This window comes from Streptomyces sp. NPDC028711, assembly GCF_055565415.1.
In genome coordinates this window covers 121,691-139,073 of sequence record NZ_JBVHUJ010000003.1, presented here as the reverse complement: position 1 = coordinate 139,073, position 17,383 = coordinate 121,691, and the positions used below count along the sequence as shown (strand labels likewise).

Genomic DNA, 17,383 nt, shown 5'->3' with positions numbered 1-17,383 from the left:
GCTTGCGGTGCCTCCTGGTGAGGTAGCGGGGCCCGGCCGGTGCTGCCAGGCGAGGGCCGGGCCCCGCGTACATGGGGTGGGTCAGGCGACGTGCAGGCGGCGCTGTTCGATGACGCGGTCGCGCAGCAGGGCGGCGTCCACGCGGCGGATCTGGAGCTTCTTCGCCAGGCCGTGGGCGGAGATCTGACGGCCCTCGGCGACGAGTTCGGCGGCGGCGGCCACGGCGTCCGGCAGGAGCGCTTCGAGCTCCTGCGGGGACTTGCCCTCGGGGGCGTCCGGGCGGGGGGCCGGGGCCGGGCCCTGAGGGGCGTTGTCCTCAAGTCCCGCCTGGGATGTGGGGGTCTGGGTCAGTTCGGGGAAGGGGTTGAGCCGGGCGGCCTTGAAGCCGGTCTCCAGCAGCTCCTCGCGGACGTTGTCGCCGAGCTCGAACGCCGCCCCGAGCTGGAGCACGGCCTCGGTGGCGGTGGCGTAGAGCTGGGCGGACAGGCCGGGCTCGGCGCCGGTGTGGATCCGCCACGCGGCGGCGAACGCGGCCTCGTCGTCCAGCACCCCGTAGGGCAGGGCGGCCTGGAGCTTGACGGCCTGCTCGACGATCTGCGGGTGGTGCTTGCGCCGCGCGGAGAGATGAGCGCGGCGGGCCTTCTCCGCCCGCTTCTGCTCCCGGGTCTTGCCGTGGGAGCCGTGGGTCTTCAGGTCCCAGATGTAGATCGCGAACAGTGAGGAGGCGCCGAGGACGAACGCGACCCACGGGTGCTGGTCGTACTGCTCCCAGCCGTGCCAGAAGTTCACCGCCGCCGCGACGGTGGCGACGGCCCAGGTTCCGATCCGGTACTTGCGAGGTTCGCGGCCGGTGTCCTCGGCCTGCTTGCCCATGAACGTGATGGCCCAGGCGCCGCCCTCCAGCATCGCGGCGAGCAGGCCGGCCATCGGCGCCGCCACACTCGCGCCGGTCAGGGCGCCGATCTGGGAGAGGATCGCGGGCACGATCGAGGCGACCATCACGAAGCCGACGAACAGCGTCGCCGGGTTGGTCTTCAGCCACCGGATCGCCTTGGCGCGCTGGGCGGCGGCGGCCGCCTTCTTCGCGGCCTGCTCCGCGAGCTTGGCCTTCTTCTCGGCCTGCTCCTGGCGGCGCCTGGCCTCGGCGTCCTTGCGCTTCTCCTCCGCCCGCGCCTGCTCGCGCTGCTGGGCGGCTTCGAGTTCCAGACGCCGGTCCTCGCGGTCCTGGGCGCGCTCGGCGGCCCGGTCGGCCCGGCGGTCGTCGCGGTAGCTGCTCATCGGGTACCTCCGGCAGGGGTCGTGATCCCGCACAGGACGTCGGCGAGCTCCTGGCGGAGCTTCGGGGAGACCCGGTCCAGCCGGAACCGGCGGGCGAATCGCTCGTCGAGTCCGGCGACCGCGCGGGCGATCGTCTCGGTGATCAGGCTCAGCAGCGCCACCGTCCCGGCCAGCAGGCCGAGCGCGAGCTCCAGGACGGTCAGCACGAACAGCACGGTCTGGGCGAGGGTCCTCATGCCGCGCTCCGCTGGAAGCCGAGGGCGGAGCGGCGGGGGAAGGCCAGGACCCGGGCGCCGAGCAGGCCCCGGTAGTGCGCGGCGTCCTCGGCGTCGACGTCGGTCGCGGCCTCCGTCTCCAGGACGGCGACGATGTCGCGCAGCGCGTCCTGGCCGGCGGCGGAGTCGAACTCCAGCGGTTCGGTGGGGTCGGCGTCGAAGCCGAGCGCGGCCTCGATCAGCTCGGCCTGCGTAACGATCTTCTGACCAGCAACGATCACGTTCATGGGTCGTACTTCCTCTCAGGTGGGACGGCCCGAACCGAGGCCCCGGAGTTGCACCTCCGGGGCCTCTCGCCGTCAGAACCAGGAATCTCCGGCTCCCCTCGACCCCGCCCGTACGAGACGGGCGGAGGAGGCAACCGGCCGCAGCGAGGGCTGCGGAAGTCGTGGGGTACCGCATCGGACCTCCGACTCGCGTGGGGCCGCTGACTCCGGGGAGGTCCGATTCCCGGAGCGCGTTGCGGCGTCAATGTCGGCCACGCGGTTCTTTAGAGCCGACTGCGTGTCCCCCTACGGGGTGTGGGGCCCGGTTGTGACACGGGCCCGGTCTCGGTCGGCTGGTCTCCACTCGCCACCGACCGGAGCTGTCACGGCCGTCGTACTGCGGTGGATCACGCTGTTGAGTTGAGACGCACCGGAGCCGGACCTTGCGGCTCATCTGGTGCGCACCAACAGATTGGCATCTGGTGCGCACCAGATGCAACCCCTCCTTCGGGTTGCGTGTCGGTGTGCGACTCCAGAGAACGGCCCGAGTTGGGTATCTCGGTAGCCAACTGGGGTTAACCTCAAGGGGGTTAACCAGCTCTCACCTGGGGCTTTACGGGAGGCAGTGTGGCTACGGGGTTAAAGGCAGTGAGGACCGCACGAGGGTGGTCGCAGGATCGATTGATCTACGAGATGCAACGGTTCGCGGAACAACGACTGCTCGACATCGCCTCGGCGGCGAGCCTCAAGACCTACATCTCGGAGTGGGAAAACGGTCGGCGCACCATCACGGACCGGTACGCCGCGATCCTCCGGCCGCTCCTGGGTATCACGGACGACGAACTGCGCGGCACGGCCGACGTGCAGGAGTCGCAGGCAGACGGTTACGCGGACTTGCTGAGCCGGATCGATGCGGCGGGCAGCCTGAGTGAGTCCATGGTCCCGTCGTTCCTGGCCCAGACGGAGCTACTCCGCACCATGGACCGTCAGATGGGTGCGACTGGCTTGGTCGACCAGATGAACGGCCACCTGGCGGCCATGGAAGAGGCGCTCACCTTCGCCGTACTGCCGGGGATGAGGAAGCCCATCGCGACAGCACTTGCAGGAGCGTCCACCCTCGCCGCATGGCAGGCGCTGGACGCCGGCGCCGTGGACAGGGCATGGCGGAGGTACGAGCTTGCCAAGAAGGCCGCGCAGGATGCCGAGTCCCCGCTCTACCTTGCGCACGCCATGGGGGAGCAGGCGTACGTACTCGCGGACGCCGGCCGACCTCAGCTCGCCATCGAGCTGGTGCGAGACGCGCAGCGCGTCCAGCCCGAGCGGCAATCGCCGCGGCTTCGGGCCTGGCTCGCGGCCGCTGAGGCTGAGCTGTGCGCAGCGGCCGGGGAGGGGAGGGAGTCGGAGGCGCAGGCGGCACTTGAACGAGCGGCATCCCTGCTACCCGATGACGGGGAGGTGCGTGATGCCGACATGCTGAGCATCTTCCTCAACACGGACCACCTGGCGAGGTGGCGTGGGAACGTCCTCGCCAAGCTCGGGGACGCCTCGGCGATGACTGAGCTGTACGCCTCCTTGGACAGCGCGGACGCGTCCTTCGTACGCGCGAGATCTGGACTGCACTGTGATCTCACACAGGCGCATCTGGCCCGGGGGGAGCTGGACGACGCACGGTCCCACCTGCAGAAGGCCCGGTTGCTGGCGAACCGCACGGGATCCGTGCGGTATCGCCGTCGCGTGGAGCTGCTTACCGGTCGCCTCTAGTACGGGACGCCAGGATGTGGAGCAGAGCCACGAGGGTGCCTGACCCCATGAGCTTGCCCTCGGCCATGAGCCGGGGGACGTCGTCAAGGGGGATCCAGGCGACCTCGCCGGCCTCCTCCGCGTCCGTGGGCTCACCGACCTTCTCGGCCCCACGGGCCACGAAGATCTCGTGCGGCGAGTCGACCATGCCGATCATCGGCTGGTAGCTGACGACGTGCTCTGCAGGACCGGGACGCCAGCCTGTCTCTTCCTCGGTCTCACGTACCGCTGTGGCGGCGGCGTCCTCGCCCTCGTCCACGATTCCACCGGGCAACTCCCAACCCCACTGCTCCGGCACGAAGCGGTACCGCCACAGCATGAGGACGCGGTCTTGGTCGTCGATCACGGCCGTGATGGCCACGCGGAAGAGCCTGACGACGTGGTGCTCGAAGCGCTCGACGCCGGGAGGCTCGACGTCGACCAGGTCCAGGTTCACCCACCGGTTCTCATATACGTGGCGGGAGCCGTGGATCCTCCACGGCTCCATCTCCGCCGGCGTAGGAACGCTCTGGCCGCCGAGGACGCGGTAGGAACTGCGGTCGTGAGCCTTGATGAAGTGCTCGTTCGTCAGACGCGCGAGCACCTGACGCAACGCGGTACGTCCGATCTCAAGCTCGGTACTCAGCGTCCGCTCGGACGGCAGCTTGTCGCCAGGCCCGTAGCGACCGGACTCGATCCACGAACGGATCGTCTCGTAGACCCTCTGCGTCTTGGGTCCCATCCTCGGTGCACACTCCCGAATCGTCGACTACTGCCGCTTAGCGTAGCGGCGAGCACCTGCACGCCTGACATGTGGCAGGGGTCATTAGTTGCTATAACGCAAGCATGTCCCTTTTTTTGCGGCTACAGAGCTCTCAATTGGTGTCGGATATTACGAATTGATTTAGCCAGAGCCTCGTTGTCCATGTCCCCATTCCAGTGCACAGTGTCGTGCGGTCGATGCTCAAGACGCTGAAGTTGGATGGCGAGTTCCGTATTTGGATGGTTCGTCACAGTCAGAACTGCATCGGCGATCTCGTTTGGCACACGTGGATATCTAGTGATTTCCCTCAGGCTAGTTGAGTGAACGCCATGCTTGATGCAAACTCCGATCGTACCTTCTGTGGTCTCAACGAGGGCATCAATTCCGAAATCTGCACCCCCTCCAATGTATCGCGCATTGCCAGCGGCTCGAATGAGTGCATCAAAAACCCGCTTCTCATATTGAAAGGCTGCGTCCTCGGCCCTGAGGCGAGACCTGAGAACCTTTACCGAGCGAGGTAGAACGGGGGATGGTTCAAGTTCTTCGCTCAGATCGTGGTTCATTTCAATGGGGGGCTGGTAGAGAACGTCGTCGAGTCTGGCGACCTCCTCCTGGATCACGCCCGTCACGTAGCCATTCATCGTCTCGCTCATGTCTTCCAGCGCAACCTCCGTCAGGCGACCACCACGGAGCAGCGAGATTTCCCCCTGTTTATCCTCGGGGAAAAGAATGGTTGTATCCCATACGGCTAGAAAAGGGTCTGTTCTGCCCCCTTGCAGAGCGAAGACTTGCCACGAGACTTTGGACCAGTACCAGGTGGAGTCTTCGATTTTCCGGCACTCGACCAGGTCGGATAGTTGCGGCTCCAGTCCAAGGTGTATCCGGGACGGGGGCTGCTTTGACTTCGATCCGAACACTTTGCGCAGGTGTCTTGCCCATACTTCCTGGCTGATAACTCTGGCAGTCTCGGGCGCTTTGAGGCGAGTCATCAAGGTTTCACTGATGCCTTCAGGGGATTCGGAGGGTTGAGCGAACGTCTCAAGGATCTCCTCAAATGTAAGAACATGCGTCAGTCGCGATGCATGTGCGCCTAGGTCTATATCCAAAGGGAAAGGCCATTCGTTCGGTTCCCCGAAATCTTTGGTGTTGGATGAGATGAAATATATTTCCTCGTTTGGGTTGGCTTTCATGAATTCGAGGATTGAGAACCAGATGGCCACGTCACGTCCGCCAGATTTGTTATTCGCCTCCACCTTGGCTGGCTTCATGCATGCCGCTTCCCTCAAAACTGCTGCCTGTAGAGCTGCCTGCGAGGTCGGGATAATGGTAAAAATATCTGAATACTGCTTACGCCAATGGTCGGCGAACGCGGGGCCCTGAAATTGTGGTGTTGGCCCGGCAAGGTTGGGCTCTAGGGCGCCCAGCGCTTGATGCTGTCGCCGCATGAGGTCGAAAGCACGCTGGTAATCGTAGAGTTTATGTGCGGTCAATTCCTCTACGACAGCCCATGGAGCGCCGATCTCCAGACCAGCCTTGCTGAGCAGGCGAAGCAAGTCGGCCTTGGTGCCGTGAGGGTCGAGATCCTTAACGGCGTTGGTGTCGAAGATGAGCACAGCCCCCCCTTTGTCCGACCATCGCTCCCGCAGCGGGTGAGTGGTGAGTCAAAGTGTCCCTCAGAGTGCCTGAGGATGGGGCGGATCCAGCAAGAACCGACGTCCTGATCACGTCTGCCCACGCGCAGGTCGTGCCTCTCATCCGAACCGGAGAGGGCTGGGGCGGTCTGTGGGCCGTGCCAGGGCCCGCCGATAGTAGCCGCGGATACCCAAACAACAACCACATGGGAGACGATCTCAAGTGCTCGTTTCTGCTGTAGCTGAGGTGTCCTCGGTGTCTCGTCACTCCCTCCGCAACAAGAAGCAGGGCACGGCCCGTAGATGGGACGTCGCTCTGGCGCCTCGTGCCGGAGGGGGCGCACCTGATTGACGGGTGTGGCTCCCCATCTGGCTCGGGGAGCCAGATGGGGAGCCACACGGGGCGACACGCAGCGGACGTTGGCGAACTTCGGCGAGCGCTGGGGCTCCCCCGCTGCGGGGGGACAGGTACGCGGCCGAGGGTAGGGGCGGGCTCCCATTACCTCGCACGTAATCGACCCCGTCCCGGGCCGCGCGGCATGCTCGGGGACACCGGAACCCGGGCGGCGCACTCCGCTCGGGCTCCGGCCCACCAGCCGCGCGAACGTCCCCCATGGAGGGTGATCCGCCATGTCCCAGGCCCTGCTCACCGGTCTCGCCCGCACCACCCGGCCCCAGACGGCGGTCCGCCGCTTCCTCGCCCTCGACGCCGTCGTCACCGGCGCCAACGGCCTCGCCTACGCCGCCGCCTCCGGGCCCCTCGGGGAGTTCCTCGGGATCGACGCGGGGCTGTTGCTCGAACTCGGCCTCTTCCTCACGGTGTTCGCCGCCGGCGTCGGCTGGCTCGCGAGCCGCCCGCAGCCCCCGGCGCTCGCCGTGAAGCTCGTCGTCGACCTCAACGTGCTGTGGGCCGTCCTGAGCGTCGTCGCCCTCGTCGCCTGGCTGGAGCCGACCACCGCGGGTCTGGTGTGGACGCCGATGCAGGCGGTCACCGTCGCCGGTTTCGCCGTACTCCAGTGGACGGCGCTGCGGGCCGTCGACCCTACTCGCTGACCGCCGGCAGGGACCGGAGGTACGCGACCGTCGCCGGGTCGGCCGGGAGGAACGTCTCGATGGCCAGCTCGGCGACGGTCACGTCCATCGGCGTGTTGAACGTCGAGATCGACGACACGAACGACAGCACCCGCCCGTCGTGCTCGATCCGGAGCGGCAGCGCGAAGTACGGATACGGCTCCGCGTCCGGCCGGTCCTCCGGATCGATCTCCGCCGGCAGCGGATACGCCGCCACCTCCTCGTACAGCGCGCGCAGCGCATCCGAGCGGGCGAGCGCGATCTGACGGTCCATCTGCGCCAGCAGGTGGCCCCGCCACTCCCGCAGGTTCCGGATCCGGGGCGCCAGACCCTCCGGATGCAGGGTGATCCGCATCGCGTTCATCGGTGGCGTCAGGAGGTGTTCCGGCAGCCCGTCGAGGAGCAGCCCGATCCCCCGGTTGGCCGCCACCACCGTGTACGTGCCGTCCACCACCAGGGCGGGGTACGGCTCGTAGCCGTCGAGCAGCTGCTGGATTCCCCAGCGCAGGGTGTCGAGGCGCGGCGCGTCGAGCGGCGACTCCGTGTACCGGGGCGCGTACCCGGCGGCGAGCAGCAGCGCGTTCCGCTCACGGACCGGCACCTCCAGGTGCTCGGCCAGCCTCAGGACCATCTCCTCGCTCGGCCGGGAACGGCCCGTCTCCACGAACGAGATGTGCCGCGCCGAGGAGTCCGCGCGCAGCGCAAGCTCCAGCTGGCTCAGCCGCCGCTGCTCACGCCAGCCGCGCAGCAGCGGCCCCACCCCCGTGTCGCTCACGACAGTTGTCATGGCCAGACGGTATCCCAGAGGGGGACCCGGGTACGTTTCCCCGGGGACCCTGTCCGTCACCCGCGCCACCCGACCCGAGGGAGCACCGCCGTGCCCACACAGCCGCTGTCGCAGAAGGAGATCGAGGACCGCCTGCGGGAGCTCCCCGGCTGGTCCGTCGAGGACGACCGCCTCACCCGCGTCTACCGGCTCGGCGACCACTTCGCCGCCACCGCGCTCGTCGTCCACGTCGCCCAGATCCAGCAGGAGCTCGACCACCACTCGGACCTGACCCTCGGCTACAACACCGTCTCCCTCTCCGTGAACACCCACTCCGCGGGCGGCACCGTCACCGAGAAGGACTTCGAACTCGCCGAACGCGTCGAGGGGGTCGCCCCCGGCCACGGCGCCAACTGACCCCCGCCCCGCCTCCGTACCCCTCGTAAGATCATCCGCATGGCGGAGACCGTGCTCGACTACGAGGCCGAGGCAGCGCACTACGACCGGACCCGGGGCGGGCTGCCCCGGGCCGAGGCGGCGGCCGAGGCCGTCCTGCGGCTCGTGCCGCCCGGCGCCCGCACCCTCCTCGACCTGGCCTGCGGCACCGGCCTCGTCACCGAACGGCTCACCCGGCCGGGACTGCGCGTCCACGGGGCCGACGCCGCCCACGCCATGCTGCGGGTCGCCGCCGCCCGCGTACCCGGCCGGGTCGTCCGCGCCGACGCCCGGCGGCTCCCGCTGCCCGACGCCTCCCTGGACGCGGTCAGCGCCGTCTGGCTGCTGCACCTCGTGCCGTTCGCGGCGGAGATCGTCGCCGAAGCCGCCCGCGTCCTGCGCCCCGGCGGCGTCCTGATCGCCACCGTCGACAAGGACGCGGCCCACGACGTCGGCAGCGACATCGACGCCGTCCTCCGCCCGCACCGGTCGGCCGGCGCGGCCTCCGACCGCGCCGACCTGATCACCCGGTACGCCGCCGCCCACGGCCTCGAACCCGCCCCCGGCACCCACTTCACCGGACACGGCCAGGGCGCCACCCCGCGCGACACCGTACGCAAGCTGCGCAGCGGCTACTTCGTCTCCTGGTTCGACGGCGACACCGCGTCCTCCGACGCGCTCGCCGCCGCCCTCACGGCCCTCCCGGACCAGGACCGCCCCCGTGACGACCCCCGATACCGGCTGGCCCGCTTCGTCAGGCGCGGCTGAACTCCATCACCCAGTTCGTCACCCACTCCGCCCCGTCCCCGCCGTCCGCCGGGGCGAACGCCTGCTCCCAGCGCGCCGCGTCGGGACCGATACCGGACCAGCGGAACCGCACCCGGACCGGGCGCCCCTCACAGGTGTCCGTCCCGTGGAAGGTGCCCGTCCCGTCCTCGGCGAACCGGCCCCTGACCGGCAGGTCGAGCCTTCCCGTACGGCTGCCGGACCAGTTCAGCGTCCACTCGCCGGTCTCCGGCTCGTACAGCCGCAGCGTCAGACCGCTGAACCCCTTCGACGGGAAGACGATCTCGTCGACGTGCGCCCGCCCGTCCCAGAACAGCCGTCCCGTCGTGTGCCCGTCGAACTCCTCCCAGCCGCTCCGCGGATCGAGGGCGTCGGCGAGCCGCCGGTTGCGGACGGTCCAACGGCCGTCGAGGAAGTCGAAACCACGGGCGTGGGATGAGGAAGAGAGCTTCTCGGTGAACGTCATGACCGGACTGTAGGAGCACATCCCTGACACCTTCTGTCAGTGATGTGCCACCGACTTCGATCTTTCCCTCTCCCTTTCCCTCCTCCGCTGTGGACCGGCTCAGGCGCCCTGACCGCCCCAGGCCTCCGCCGCGAACGCGGCGAACGAGCGCGGCTCACGGCCCAGGACCCGCTTCACTCCGTCCGTCACCGAGGCGTTGTGGCCGTCGAGGAGAGTCGCGAACAGGGCCGCGAGCCAGCCGGCCTCGGGCGCCGGAAGCCCGAACCCGGTGAGCAGCACCGCGTAGTCGGCCTCCGACACCGACTCGTAGACCACCGGGCGGCCCGAGACCCGCGTGATCTCCGCCGCCACCTCGGCGAAGCCGATCGGCCGCGGCCCCGTCACCTCGTGGACCCGCCCCGCGTGCCCGTCCGCCGTCAGGGTCTCGACCACCACGTCCGCCAGGTCGTCCACGTCGATGAAGGGCTCGGCCGTGTCACCCGCAGGGAAGACGAGCACCCCCTCCGCGACCCCCTCCGCGAGCATCCCCTCGGAGAAGTTCTGTGAGAAGAACGAGGCCCGGACGAGGGCCAGTTCGACCCCGTGCGCCGCCGCCCGCAGCGCTTCCTCCGCCGCCGAAGCCGCGGGCTCCCCACGGCCGGACAGCAGCGTCAGGCGCCGCACCCCGCTCTCGGCGGCGAGCCGGCCGAAGGCGGTCATGGCCTCGACGGCGCCGGGCGCGGCGAGGTCCGGGTAGTACGCCACGTACGCGGCGTCCGCGCCCCGCAGCGCCGGGGCCCAGGTCGCCGGGTCCTCCCAGTCGAAGGGGGTCGCGCCGGTACGGGACCCGGCGCGGACCGTCGCCCCGCGCGCGGCGAGCCGCTCGGCCACGCGCCGCCCGGTCTTGCCGGAGGCGCTCGTCACGAGGATCGTGCGTGCGGCGAGAGCGCTGCGGGTGTCCTGGGCCCGCGGGTCCTGGGCCTGCAGGTCCTGGGTGGTCGGCGCCTGTGTGTGCTGCGTGTTCGTCGTCATGGCTCAAGACTCCCGGCCACGGGCCCGCCCGCCCATGCTCCGCAGTCTCATCCACCTGTGTCTCCGTCTCACCCCGGACGGCCTACCCTTGCCCCTCATGGACGCACTCGCCGGACTTCTCGACGGGCCCCGCGCCAAGGGCGCCTTCCTGCTCCGCATGATCATGGAGCCGCCGTGGTCCGTGCGCATCGAGGACGGCGCTCCGATCTGCCTGATGTGCGTCACCGAGGGCGAGGCCTGGATCGTCCCCGGCGCCGGCGACCCCGTCCTCCTGCGGCCCGGGGACATCGCCATCGCCCGCGGCCCCGAGCCGTACACCGTCGGCGACGCCCCCGACGCCCCGCCGCGCGCCCTGGTCGGCCCCGACGGCGTCTGCACCACCCTCGACGGAGAGCCGCTCGCCGAGGCCATGCGGCTCGGCGTCCGCACCTGGGGCAACGCCGCCGACGGAGGCACCACCGTGCTCGTCGGCACGTACCGGATGGACGGCGAGGTCGGCCGGCGACTGCTCGACGCCCTCCCCGGACTGCTCCACCTGCCCGCCGACGCGTGGAACTGTCCCCTCATGCCGTTCCTCGGCGAGGAGATCGCCCGCGACGAACCCGGCCAGGCCGTCGTCCTCGACCGGGTCCTCGACCTGATGCTGATCGCCGGCGTCCGCGCCTGGTTCTCCCGGCCCGGCGCCGAGGCCCCCGCCTGGTACCGGGCCATGGGCGACCCGGTGGTCGGCCGGGCGCTCCGGCTGCTCCAGAACGACCCGGCCCATCCCTGGACCGTCGCCTCGCTCGCCGTGAATGCGGGCGTGTCCCGGGCCGCACTCGCCCGCCGCTTCACCGCACTCGTCGGCGAGCCCCCGATGGCGTACCTCACCGGCTGGCGGCTCGCGCTCGCCGCCGACCTGCTGCGCGAGACGGACGCCACCGTGGAGGCAGTCGCCCGACAGGTCGGCTACAGCGGGGCGTTCGCCCTCAGCGCCGCGTTCAAACGGGTCCGGGGCGTCAGCCCCCAGGAGCACCGCGCCACGGCCTGACCGGCAGGTCCCCGGTGGAAGTCTTTGCCGGACCGGCAAGCTTTCTTGCTCCGCGATCCGGGCCGCCGCACCCTTGACCCATGAGTCAGCAGAGCGAATCCCACGACGGACACGGACACGGGCACGCCCACGCGCCCGGTCGCCATCACCACCACCACGACACCACCCACGTCGACTGGAACGAGATCGCCCCGCTCCTGGAGCGGCAGGCCGAGATCGCGAGCCCCGCCTACGCGGACGCCACCGCCTGGCTCGGCACGCTCGCCCCGGCGCCGGGTGTCCGCCGGATCCTCGACGTCGGCAGCGGCCCCGGCGTCGTCACCGGTGTGCTCGCCGAGGCCTTCCCCGCCGCCGAGACGGTCGCCGTCGACGGATCCCCCGAACTCCTCGCCCGCGCCCGCTCCCGCGCCGAGGCCCACGGACTCGGCCACCGGGTCTCCACGCTCCACGCCGAACTCCCCGAGGGCATCGCGGGCCTGGGGCAGGCCGACCTGATCTGGATGGGCAACTCCCTGCACCACATCGGCGACCAGCGGGCCGCGCTCGTGGAGTTCGCCGGTCTCCTGAACCCCGGCGGCCTGATGGTCCTCGTCGAGGGCGGTCTGCCCACCCGTCATCTGCCCCGGCACATCGGGATCGGCCGGCCTGGTCTCGAGGCGCGCCTCGACGCCGCCGACGCGGAGTGGTTCGGCGAGATGCGCGCCGAGCTCCCCGGATCCAAGGAGGAACCGGACGACTGGCGGGCGCTCCTCGCCGCCGCGGGCCTCACCCCCGCGGGCACCCGCACCTTCCTCACCGACGTCCCCGCACCGGTGTCCCCGGCCGTACGGGAGTTGGCCCTCGCCCACTTCGGGCGGCTCCGGGAGGGCTGCGGCACCCGGCTCGACGCGGACGACCGGGCGACGCTCGACCGGCTCCTCGACCCGTCCGACGAGCTGTCCCTGCACCACCGCACGGACCTGTTCCACCTCACGGCCCGCACCGTCCACACCGCCCGCAAGGGCTGACGGACCCGCCCGCCCGGGTCAGGACACCGGCTCGAGCCGCCACCACTGGAACGGGGAGTCGGTGTCCTCCCACTGCCGTACATCGCCCCCGTCGGCCGTCGAACCGTCCGCGACCTCCAGGAGCCGTCCGCTGATGAAACTCACCAGCGTGACCGTCCCCGGAGACTCCAGGTCCCGCTCGATGATCCACTCCTGCGCGCCGAAGTTGTTCGCCTTCCACTGCTGGATGTTGGCGCCGTTCTCGGTGGAGGCGTTGGCGACGTCGAGCCGCTTTCCGCTGGCCGCGTTGACCAGGTGGTAGAGCCCGCCGCCGTTCGGCACGGGTCTGATGTGCCAGTGCTGCCCGGCACTCCCGTTCCCGGTGCCCTGCTGCACGTTGGCGCCGCTGCGGCTCGACCCCTCGTACACCTCCAGGAGCAGCCCGCTGGCCACGTTCCGCACCCGGTAGAGGCCCTCCTCGACGGGCCCCGGAGAACCGCTCACGTACCGACTCCTTCTGTTCGCACCCCTGTTGGACGTCGCGGCGGAAGGCCACGCGGGCGCTGGGGGTGTCTTGTCGATCAGGACAAGACACCCCCAGGGCCGTCACCGACCCTATGTCCCGGGTACGACAGCGGCGCCGCGCCACGGAGGTGGCACGGCGCCGCGGGAGTCTCCGGCTCAGGCGCCGGCGCTGAACTGCGCCGGATCCGGGCCCAGTCGGCGGTTCTCGTCGAGCGCGGCGATCGCCGCCAGGTCTTCGGCGTCCAGCTCGAAACCGAAGACGTCGATGTTCTCCTGGATGCGGGACGGGGTGACCGACTTCGGGATCACCACGTTCCCCAGCTGGAGGTGCCAGCGCAGGACGACCTGCGCCGGCGTCCTGCCGTGCTTGCGGCCGATCGCGACGATCGCCGGCACGTCGAGGAGCCCCTTGCCCGAGCCCAGCGGCGACCAGGCCTCGGTCGCGATGCCGTACCGGGCGTGCGCCTCGCGGGAGGCCTGCTGGGGGAGGTGCGGGTGGAGCTCGATCTGGTTGACGGCGGGCACGACCGAGGTCTCGCCGATCAGCCGCTCCAGGTGCTCCGGGAGGAAGTTCGAGACGCCGATCGCCTTGGCGCGGCCGTCCGCGTAGATCTTCTCGAACGCCCGGTACGTGTCGAGGTACGCGTCCTTCGCGGGCACCGGCCAGTGGATCAGGTACAGATCGACGTAGTCGAGACCCAGCTTGTCGAGCGAGGCGTCGAAGGCCTTCAGCGTCGAGTCGTAGCCCTGCTCGCTGTTCCACAGCTTGGTGGTGACGAACAGGTCCTGGCGGGCGATCCCGGACGCGGCGACGGCACGGCCCGTGCCCTCCTCGTTCCCGTAGATCGCGGCGGTGTCGATGGAGCGGTAGCCGGCCTCCAGAGCGGTCGTCACGGCTGTCGCGGCCTCGTCGTCCGGCACCTGCCAGACGCCGAAGCCCAGCTGCGGCATCCGGACGCCGTTGTTCAGGGTGACCGAGGGAACCTTGCTGTCCGTGCTCACGTGGGAGGGATCCTTACGTTGTCGCGGGTCGTGACGCCCGTACGTCCCCTGAAGGCCGTACGGGTACTCCCAGCGTCAACGATCACGGGCCGCCACGCATTCCGCGTTCGGCCTTCCGCACGCCGGGAACGGGAAAGGGAACGGGAACGGCTCAGCCGTACAGCGCCGCGACCTCCGCCGCGTACGCCCGCTCGATCGCCTTCCGCTTCAGCTTCAGGGACGGGGTGAGCAGCCCGTGCTCCTCGCTGAACGGATGCGCCAGGATCCGGAAGGTGCGGATCGACTCCGCCTGCGACACCAGCGTGTTCGCCGCCACCACCCCCCGCCGGATCTCGGTCTCCAGAGCCGGATCGCGCACCAGCTCCGCCGGTGCCAGCGGCGCCCGGCCCTGCATCGCGAGCCAGTGCTCCACCGCCTCCTGGTCGACGGTCACGAGCGCCGCGATGTACGGCCGGTCGTTGCCGACGACGATGCACTGGGCGATCAGCGGATGCGCCCGCACCCGCTCCTCCAGGCGCGCCGGTGCGACGCTCTTGCCGCCGGAGGTCACCAGGATCTCCTTCTTGCGCCCGGTGATCGTCAGATAGCCGTCCTCGTCGAGGGCCCCCAGGTCCCCGGTGGCCAGCCAGCCGTCGTTCAGGACGGCCGAGGTCGCCTCCGGATCGTTGAGGTAGCCGGAGAAGACCTGACCGCCGTGCAGCCACACCTCGCCGTCCTCCGCGATGTGCACGGTCGTGCCCGGGACCGGCTGCCCGACCGTTCCGTACTTCACGCGCTCGGGAGGGTTCGCCGTCGCCGCGGCCGAGGACTCCGTCAGGCCGTACCCCTCGAACACCGTGATCCCCGCACCCGCGAAGAACAGCCCCTGCCGCCGGTCCATCGCCGAACCGCCCGACATCGCGTGCCGCATCCGCCCGCCCAGGGCCGCGCGGACCTTCCCGTACACCGTCTTCTCGAAGAACTGGTGCTGGACGCGCAGCGCCGCCGAAGGGCCGTGGCCGGTTCCGAACGCCTTCTGCTCCAGCGCCTCCGCGTAGGCGACCGCCACCTCGACGGCCTTGTCGAAGGGACCCGCCTTCCCCTCCCGCTCCGCCCGGCGCCGTGCCGCGTGGAAGACCTTCTCGAAGACGTACGGCACGGCCAGGACGAAACTCGGCCGGAAAGCCGCCAGGTCCGGGAGCAGCTCGGCGGCCGCCATCACCGGCTGGTGCCCCAGCTTCACCCCGCTCCGTACCGCCGCGACCTCCACCATCCGCCCGAAGACGTGCGCGAGCGGCAGGAACAGCAGCGTCGACGCCTGTTCCCCCGGCCGGGAACGGAACACCGGCTCCCAGCGGCCCACCAGCATGTCCGTCTCGAACATGAAGTTCGAGTGGGTGATCACGCAGCCCTTGGGGCGGCCCGTCGTCCCCGACGTGTAGATGACCGTCGCCACCGTCTCCGGGGTCACCGCCCGACGGTGCCGGTGCACGACGTCCTCGTCGATCTCCGTCCCCGCCGCCGTCAGCTCGGCCACCGCACCCGCGTCCAGCTGCCACAGACGCTGGAGCCGGGGCAGCCGGTCGATCACCGAGCCGATCGTCATCGCGTGGTCCTCGTGCTCCACCACGCACGCCGTGACCTCGGAGTCGTGCAGCATCCAGAAGACCTGCTCGGCCGACGAGGTCGGATAGACCGGGACCGGCTGGGCGCCGAGCGTCCACAGCGCGAAGTCGAAGAGGGTCCACTCGTAGCGGGTACGGGACATCACGGCGACCCGGTCACCGAACCGCACGCCCTCCGCGATCAGGCCCTTCGCCAGACCCAGGACCTCGTCCCGGAACCGCGCGGCCGTCACGTCCCGCCACTGACCGTCCGGCCCCTTCCGGCCGAACGCGATCCGGTCGGGCTCGGCGAGGGCGCGCTCGAACACGGCGTCCGCCAGACCGCCGACCTGAGGCGCCGCCTCGACGGGCGGCACGGTGAACTCGCGCACTGACCTGCTCCTCGACGGCTCGGTGGCTGGAAAAGCCCGTTGTCGCGCTCCGTACGGCGCGGGTGACGGTACCCCACGGGACAGCCCGGTGGCAGGGCCTTCACCAAGCCGGGACATTCCCCGTTCGCACAGGTCAGCGCGGGTGACCGAACCAAGTCACAGACGGCCCGGGGCCGTTACCGACCGCTCGGTACGCCCGCCGGGCACGAATCTCCACGGAATCTGTACCGGCCGCTCACGACACCGCTGCCCCCGACCGGCTCACCCCGTCCTCGGCAGCTGCCCCCGACCGGTTGAACCCGTCCTCGGCAGCCCGTCACCGACCGGTTCACCCCGTCCTCGGCAGCCCGTCACCGACCGGTTCACCCCGTCCTCGGCAGCCCGTCACCGACGCTCGGAACACCGTCCCGCCGCAGCCGGTCGCCGCCCGCCAGGATCGCCTCCGCAAGCGCGTCCGCCGCCTCCTGCACCGCCCCGCCCCTGCGCCCGCCCCGCAGCACGAAGCCCACGTCACCCAGCTCCGGAAGCCCCGCGCGGGCCGGGACCGGCACGAGCCCCGCCGGCACCAGGCCCCTCGTGTGCGCCATCACCCCGAGCCCCGCCCGCGCCGCCGCCACGTTCGCGCTCAGGCTGGAACTCGTACACGCGATCCGCCACGCCCGCCCCTGCGCCTCCAGCGCCTCCAGGGCCCGCGCCCGGGTGATCCCCGGAGGCGGGTACAGGATCAGCGGTACCGGCCGGTCGGGATCGAGCCGAAGGCCAGGCGCCCCGATCCAGATCAGCGTGTCCTCCCACACGAGCCGGCCCTCGCTCTCCCCGTCCCGCCGCTTCGCCAGGATCAGATCGAGCCGGCCGGCCGCAAGGCGTGCCTGGAGCGTGCCCGACAGCTCGACCGTCAGCTCCAGATCGACCTCCGGATGCTCCCGCCGGAACGACTCCAGGATCTCCGGCAGCCGCGTCGTCACGAAGTCCTCCGACGCGCCGAAGCGCAGCCGGCCGCGCAGCCGGGTCCCGCCGAAGAACGCCGCCGCCCGCTCGTGCGCCTGGAGGATCGTCCGCGCGAAGCCGAGCATCGCCTCCCCGTCCTCCGTCAGCGCCACCCGGTGCGTGTCCCTCGTGAAGAGCGGCCGGCCGGTCGCCTCCTCAAGACGTCGTACGTGCTGGCTCACGGTCGACTGCCGCAGCCCGAGGCGGCCCGCGGCCCGCGTGAAGCTCAGCGTCTGGGCCACGGCGAGAAAGGTGCGCAGATGCGTCGGCTCGTACACGGGACGACCGTACGCCCATCGCGCATCGTGATGACAGTCAGAGCGCTGTACGGGATTCCCGATCACCGTGCCGTGGACCAGGATGGAGTGCACGACGCGCCGCACCACGCCGACTCGCGGTGACGAGGACGCG

General features: G+C 70.3%; 18 protein-coding genes. 6 read left to right on the top strand and 12 right to left on the bottom strand.

Annotated features, from left to right (window positions below):
• Window positions 1–81: 81 nt before the first annotated feature.
• Genes ACZ4VK_RS11800 through ACZ4VK_RS11790 form a run of 3 tightly spaced genes read right to left on the bottom strand, consistent with a single transcriptional unit; the run spans window position 82 to window position 1,780 of the window.
• Window positions 82–1,278 carry a DUF2637 domain-containing protein gene (locus tag ACZ4VK_RS11800; protein ID WP_468351070.1) on the bottom strand — a complete coding sequence of 399 codons (1,197 nt, stop codon included), beginning with the start codon at window positions 1,276–1,278 and terminating at the stop codon, window positions 82–84.
• On the bottom strand, window positions 1,275–1,514 hold the full coding sequence (locus ACZ4VK_RS11795) for a hypothetical protein (RefSeq protein ID WP_468351068.1): 240 nt from the start codon (window positions 1,512–1,514) through the stop codon (window positions 1,275–1,277). The genes ACZ4VK_RS11800 and ACZ4VK_RS11795 overlap by 4 nt, the downstream gene beginning before the upstream one ends.
• Window positions 1,511–1,780, bottom strand: a complete 270-nt coding sequence (locus ACZ4VK_RS11790) for a hypothetical protein (RefSeq protein WP_468351066.1) — start codon at window positions 1,778–1,780, stop codon at window positions 1,511–1,513. The genes ACZ4VK_RS11795 and ACZ4VK_RS11790 overlap by 4 nt, the downstream gene beginning before the upstream one ends.
• 606 nt (window positions 1,781–2,386) lie before the next feature.
• On the opposite strand from ACZ4VK_RS11790, the gene ACZ4VK_RS11785 reads away from it, so the two are divergent.
• On the top strand, window positions 2,387–3,520 hold the full coding sequence (locus ACZ4VK_RS11785) for an XRE family transcriptional regulator (RefSeq protein ID WP_468351063.1): 1,134 nt from the start codon (window positions 2,387–2,389) through the stop codon (window positions 3,518–3,520).
• Here the strand turns inward: ACZ4VK_RS11785 and ACZ4VK_RS11780 are convergent.
• Both ACZ4VK_RS11780 and ACZ4VK_RS11775 read right to left on the bottom strand, forming a co-directional pair.
• Window positions 3,504–4,280 carry an NUDIX domain-containing protein gene (locus ACZ4VK_RS11780; protein WP_468351061.1) on the bottom strand — a complete coding sequence of 259 codons (777 nt, stop codon included), beginning with the start codon at window positions 4,278–4,280 and terminating at the stop codon, window positions 3,504–3,506. The genes ACZ4VK_RS11785 and ACZ4VK_RS11780 overlap by 17 nt on opposite strands.
• 122 nt (window positions 4,281–4,402) lie before the next feature.
• Window positions 4,403–5,914 carry a PIN domain-containing protein gene (locus tag ACZ4VK_RS11775; protein WP_468351060.1) on the bottom strand — a complete coding sequence of 504 codons (1,512 nt, stop codon included), beginning with the start codon at window positions 5,912–5,914 and terminating at the stop codon, window positions 4,403–4,405.
• A 648-nt stretch (window positions 5,915–6,562) separates the two neighbouring features.
• Here ACZ4VK_RS11775 and ACZ4VK_RS11770 point away from each other — a divergent pair.
• Window positions 6,563–6,985, top strand: coding sequence for a hypothetical protein (locus ACZ4VK_RS11770; protein WP_468351058.1), 423 nt, complete (start codon window positions 6,563–6,565; stop codon window positions 6,983–6,985).
• On the opposite strand, the gene ACZ4VK_RS11765 is transcribed toward ACZ4VK_RS11770, so the two are convergent.
• The gene (locus ACZ4VK_RS11765; protein ID WP_468351056.1) at window positions 6,975–7,790 is read right to left on the bottom strand and encodes a helix-turn-helix domain-containing protein; all 816 of its coding nucleotides are present in this window, start codon (window positions 7,788–7,790) and stop codon (window positions 6,975–6,977) included. The genes ACZ4VK_RS11770 and ACZ4VK_RS11765 overlap by 11 nt on opposite strands.
• Window positions 7,791–7,880: 90 nt before the next feature.
• Here ACZ4VK_RS11765 and ACZ4VK_RS11760 point away from each other — a divergent pair, with 90 nt between their 5' ends.
• Together ACZ4VK_RS11760 and ACZ4VK_RS11755 are read left to right on the top strand one after the other, a co-directional pair.
• On the top strand, window positions 7,881–8,186 hold the full coding sequence (locus ACZ4VK_RS11760; protein ID WP_389679754.1) for a 4a-hydroxytetrahydrobiopterin dehydratase: 306 nt from the start codon (window positions 7,881–7,883) through the stop codon (window positions 8,184–8,186).
• Between the two features lie 39 nt (window positions 8,187–8,225).
• The gene (locus ACZ4VK_RS11755; RefSeq protein ID WP_468351054.1) at window positions 8,226–8,972 is read left to right on the top strand and encodes a class I SAM-dependent methyltransferase; all 747 of its coding nucleotides are present in this window, start codon (window positions 8,226–8,228) and stop codon (window positions 8,970–8,972) included.
• Here ACZ4VK_RS11755 and ACZ4VK_RS11750 read toward each other — a convergent pair.
• Window positions 8,959–9,456, bottom strand: coding sequence for a hypothetical protein (locus ACZ4VK_RS11750; RefSeq protein ID WP_468351052.1), 498 nt, complete (start codon window positions 9,454–9,456; stop codon window positions 8,959–8,961). The two genes, ACZ4VK_RS11755 and ACZ4VK_RS11750, sit on opposite strands and share 14 nt — an antisense overlap.
• Window positions 9,457–9,555: 99 nt before the next feature.
• On the bottom strand, window positions 9,556–10,467 hold the full coding sequence (locus ACZ4VK_RS11745; protein ID WP_468351050.1) for a Rossmann-fold NAD(P)-binding domain-containing protein: 912 nt from the start codon (window positions 10,465–10,467) through the stop codon (window positions 9,556–9,558).
• Window positions 10,468–10,564: 97 nt separating this feature from the next.
• Between ACZ4VK_RS11745 and ACZ4VK_RS11740 the strand changes: the two genes are divergently transcribed.
• Complete coding sequence (locus ACZ4VK_RS11740) at window positions 10,565–11,497, top strand: AraC family transcriptional regulator (RefSeq protein ID WP_468351048.1); 933 nt, start codon at window positions 10,565–10,567, stop codon at window positions 11,495–11,497.
• Window positions 11,498–11,577: 80 nt separating this feature from the next.
• Entirely contained in the window at window positions 11,578–12,504 is a 927-nt protein-coding gene (locus ACZ4VK_RS11735) for a class I SAM-dependent methyltransferase (RefSeq protein WP_468351046.1), read from the top strand.
• Window positions 12,505–12,522: 18 nt separating this feature from the next.
• Here the strand turns inward: ACZ4VK_RS11735 and ACZ4VK_RS11730 are convergent, their stop codons facing one another.
• The 4 genes from ACZ4VK_RS11730 to ACZ4VK_RS11715 form a co-directional block, all read right to left on the bottom strand.
• Window positions 12,523–12,987 (bottom strand): RICIN domain-containing protein, encoded by a 465-nt coding sequence (locus ACZ4VK_RS11730; protein WP_468351044.1) that lies wholly within the window; start codon window positions 12,985–12,987, stop codon window positions 12,523–12,525.
• Between the two features lie 177 nt (window positions 12,988–13,164).
• Window positions 13,165–13,959, bottom strand: coding sequence for an aldo/keto reductase (locus ACZ4VK_RS11725; RefSeq protein ID WP_468352009.1), 795 nt, complete (start codon window positions 13,957–13,959; stop codon window positions 13,165–13,167).
• Window positions 13,960–14,161: 202 nt separating this feature from the next.
• A complete protein-coding gene (locus ACZ4VK_RS11720) occupies window positions 14,162–15,985 on the bottom strand; it encodes an AMP-dependent synthetase/ligase (protein WP_468351043.1) in 1,824 nt (607 codons plus the stop codon).
• A gap of 362 nt (window positions 15,986–16,347) precedes the next feature.
• Complete coding sequence (locus ACZ4VK_RS11715) at window positions 16,348–17,250, bottom strand: LysR substrate-binding domain-containing protein (protein ID WP_468351041.1); 903 nt, start codon at window positions 17,248–17,250, stop codon at window positions 16,348–16,350.
• Window positions 17,251–17,383: the final 133 nt, after the last annotated feature.

What these genes read in the sequence shown, in the direction of transcription:
- ACZ4VK_RS11800 (WP_468351070.1), bottom strand. Translation starts at nt 1,278, where the DNA reads ATGAGCAGCTACCGCGACGACCGCCGGGCCGACCGGGCCGCCGAGCGC.
- ACZ4VK_RS11795 (WP_468351068.1), bottom strand. Translation starts at nt 1,514, where the DNA reads ATGAGGACCCTCGCCCAGACCGTGCTGTTCGTGCTGACCGTCCTGGAG.
- ACZ4VK_RS11790 (WP_468351066.1), bottom strand. Translation starts at nt 1,780, where the DNA reads ATGAACGTGATCGTTGCTGGTCAGAAGATCGTTACGCAGGCCGAGCTG.
- ACZ4VK_RS11780 (WP_468351061.1), bottom strand. Translation starts at nt 4,280, where the DNA reads ATGGGACCCAAGACGCAGAGGGTCTACGAGACGATCCGTTCGTGGATC.
- ACZ4VK_RS11770 (WP_468351058.1), top strand. Translation starts at nt 6,563, where the DNA reads ATGTCCCAGGCCCTGCTCACCGGTCTCGCCCGCACCACCCGGCCCCAG.
- ACZ4VK_RS11765 (WP_468351056.1), bottom strand. Translation starts at nt 7,790, where the DNA reads ATGACAACTGTCGTGAGCGACACGGGGGTGGGGCCGCTGCTGCGCGGC.
- ACZ4VK_RS11755 (WP_468351054.1), top strand. Translation starts at nt 8,226, where the DNA reads ATGGCGGAGACCGTGCTCGACTACGAGGCCGAGGCAGCGCACTACGAC.
- ACZ4VK_RS11750 (WP_468351052.1), bottom strand. Translation starts at nt 9,456, where the DNA reads ATGACGTTCACCGAGAAGCTCTCTTCCTCATCCCACGCCCGTGGTTTC.
- ACZ4VK_RS11745 (WP_468351050.1), bottom strand. Translation starts at nt 10,467, where the DNA reads ATGACGACGAACACGCAGCACACACAGGCGCCGACCACCCAGGACCTG.
- ACZ4VK_RS11740 (WP_468351048.1), top strand. Translation starts at nt 10,565, where the DNA reads ATGGACGCACTCGCCGGACTTCTCGACGGGCCCCGCGCCAAGGGCGCC.
- ACZ4VK_RS11735 (WP_468351046.1), top strand. Translation starts at nt 11,578, where the DNA reads ATGAGTCAGCAGAGCGAATCCCACGACGGACACGGACACGGGCACGCC.
- ACZ4VK_RS11725 (WP_468352009.1), bottom strand. Translation starts at nt 13,959, where the DNA reads ATGCCGCAGCTGGGCTTCGGCGTCTGGCAGGTGCCGGACGACGAGGCC.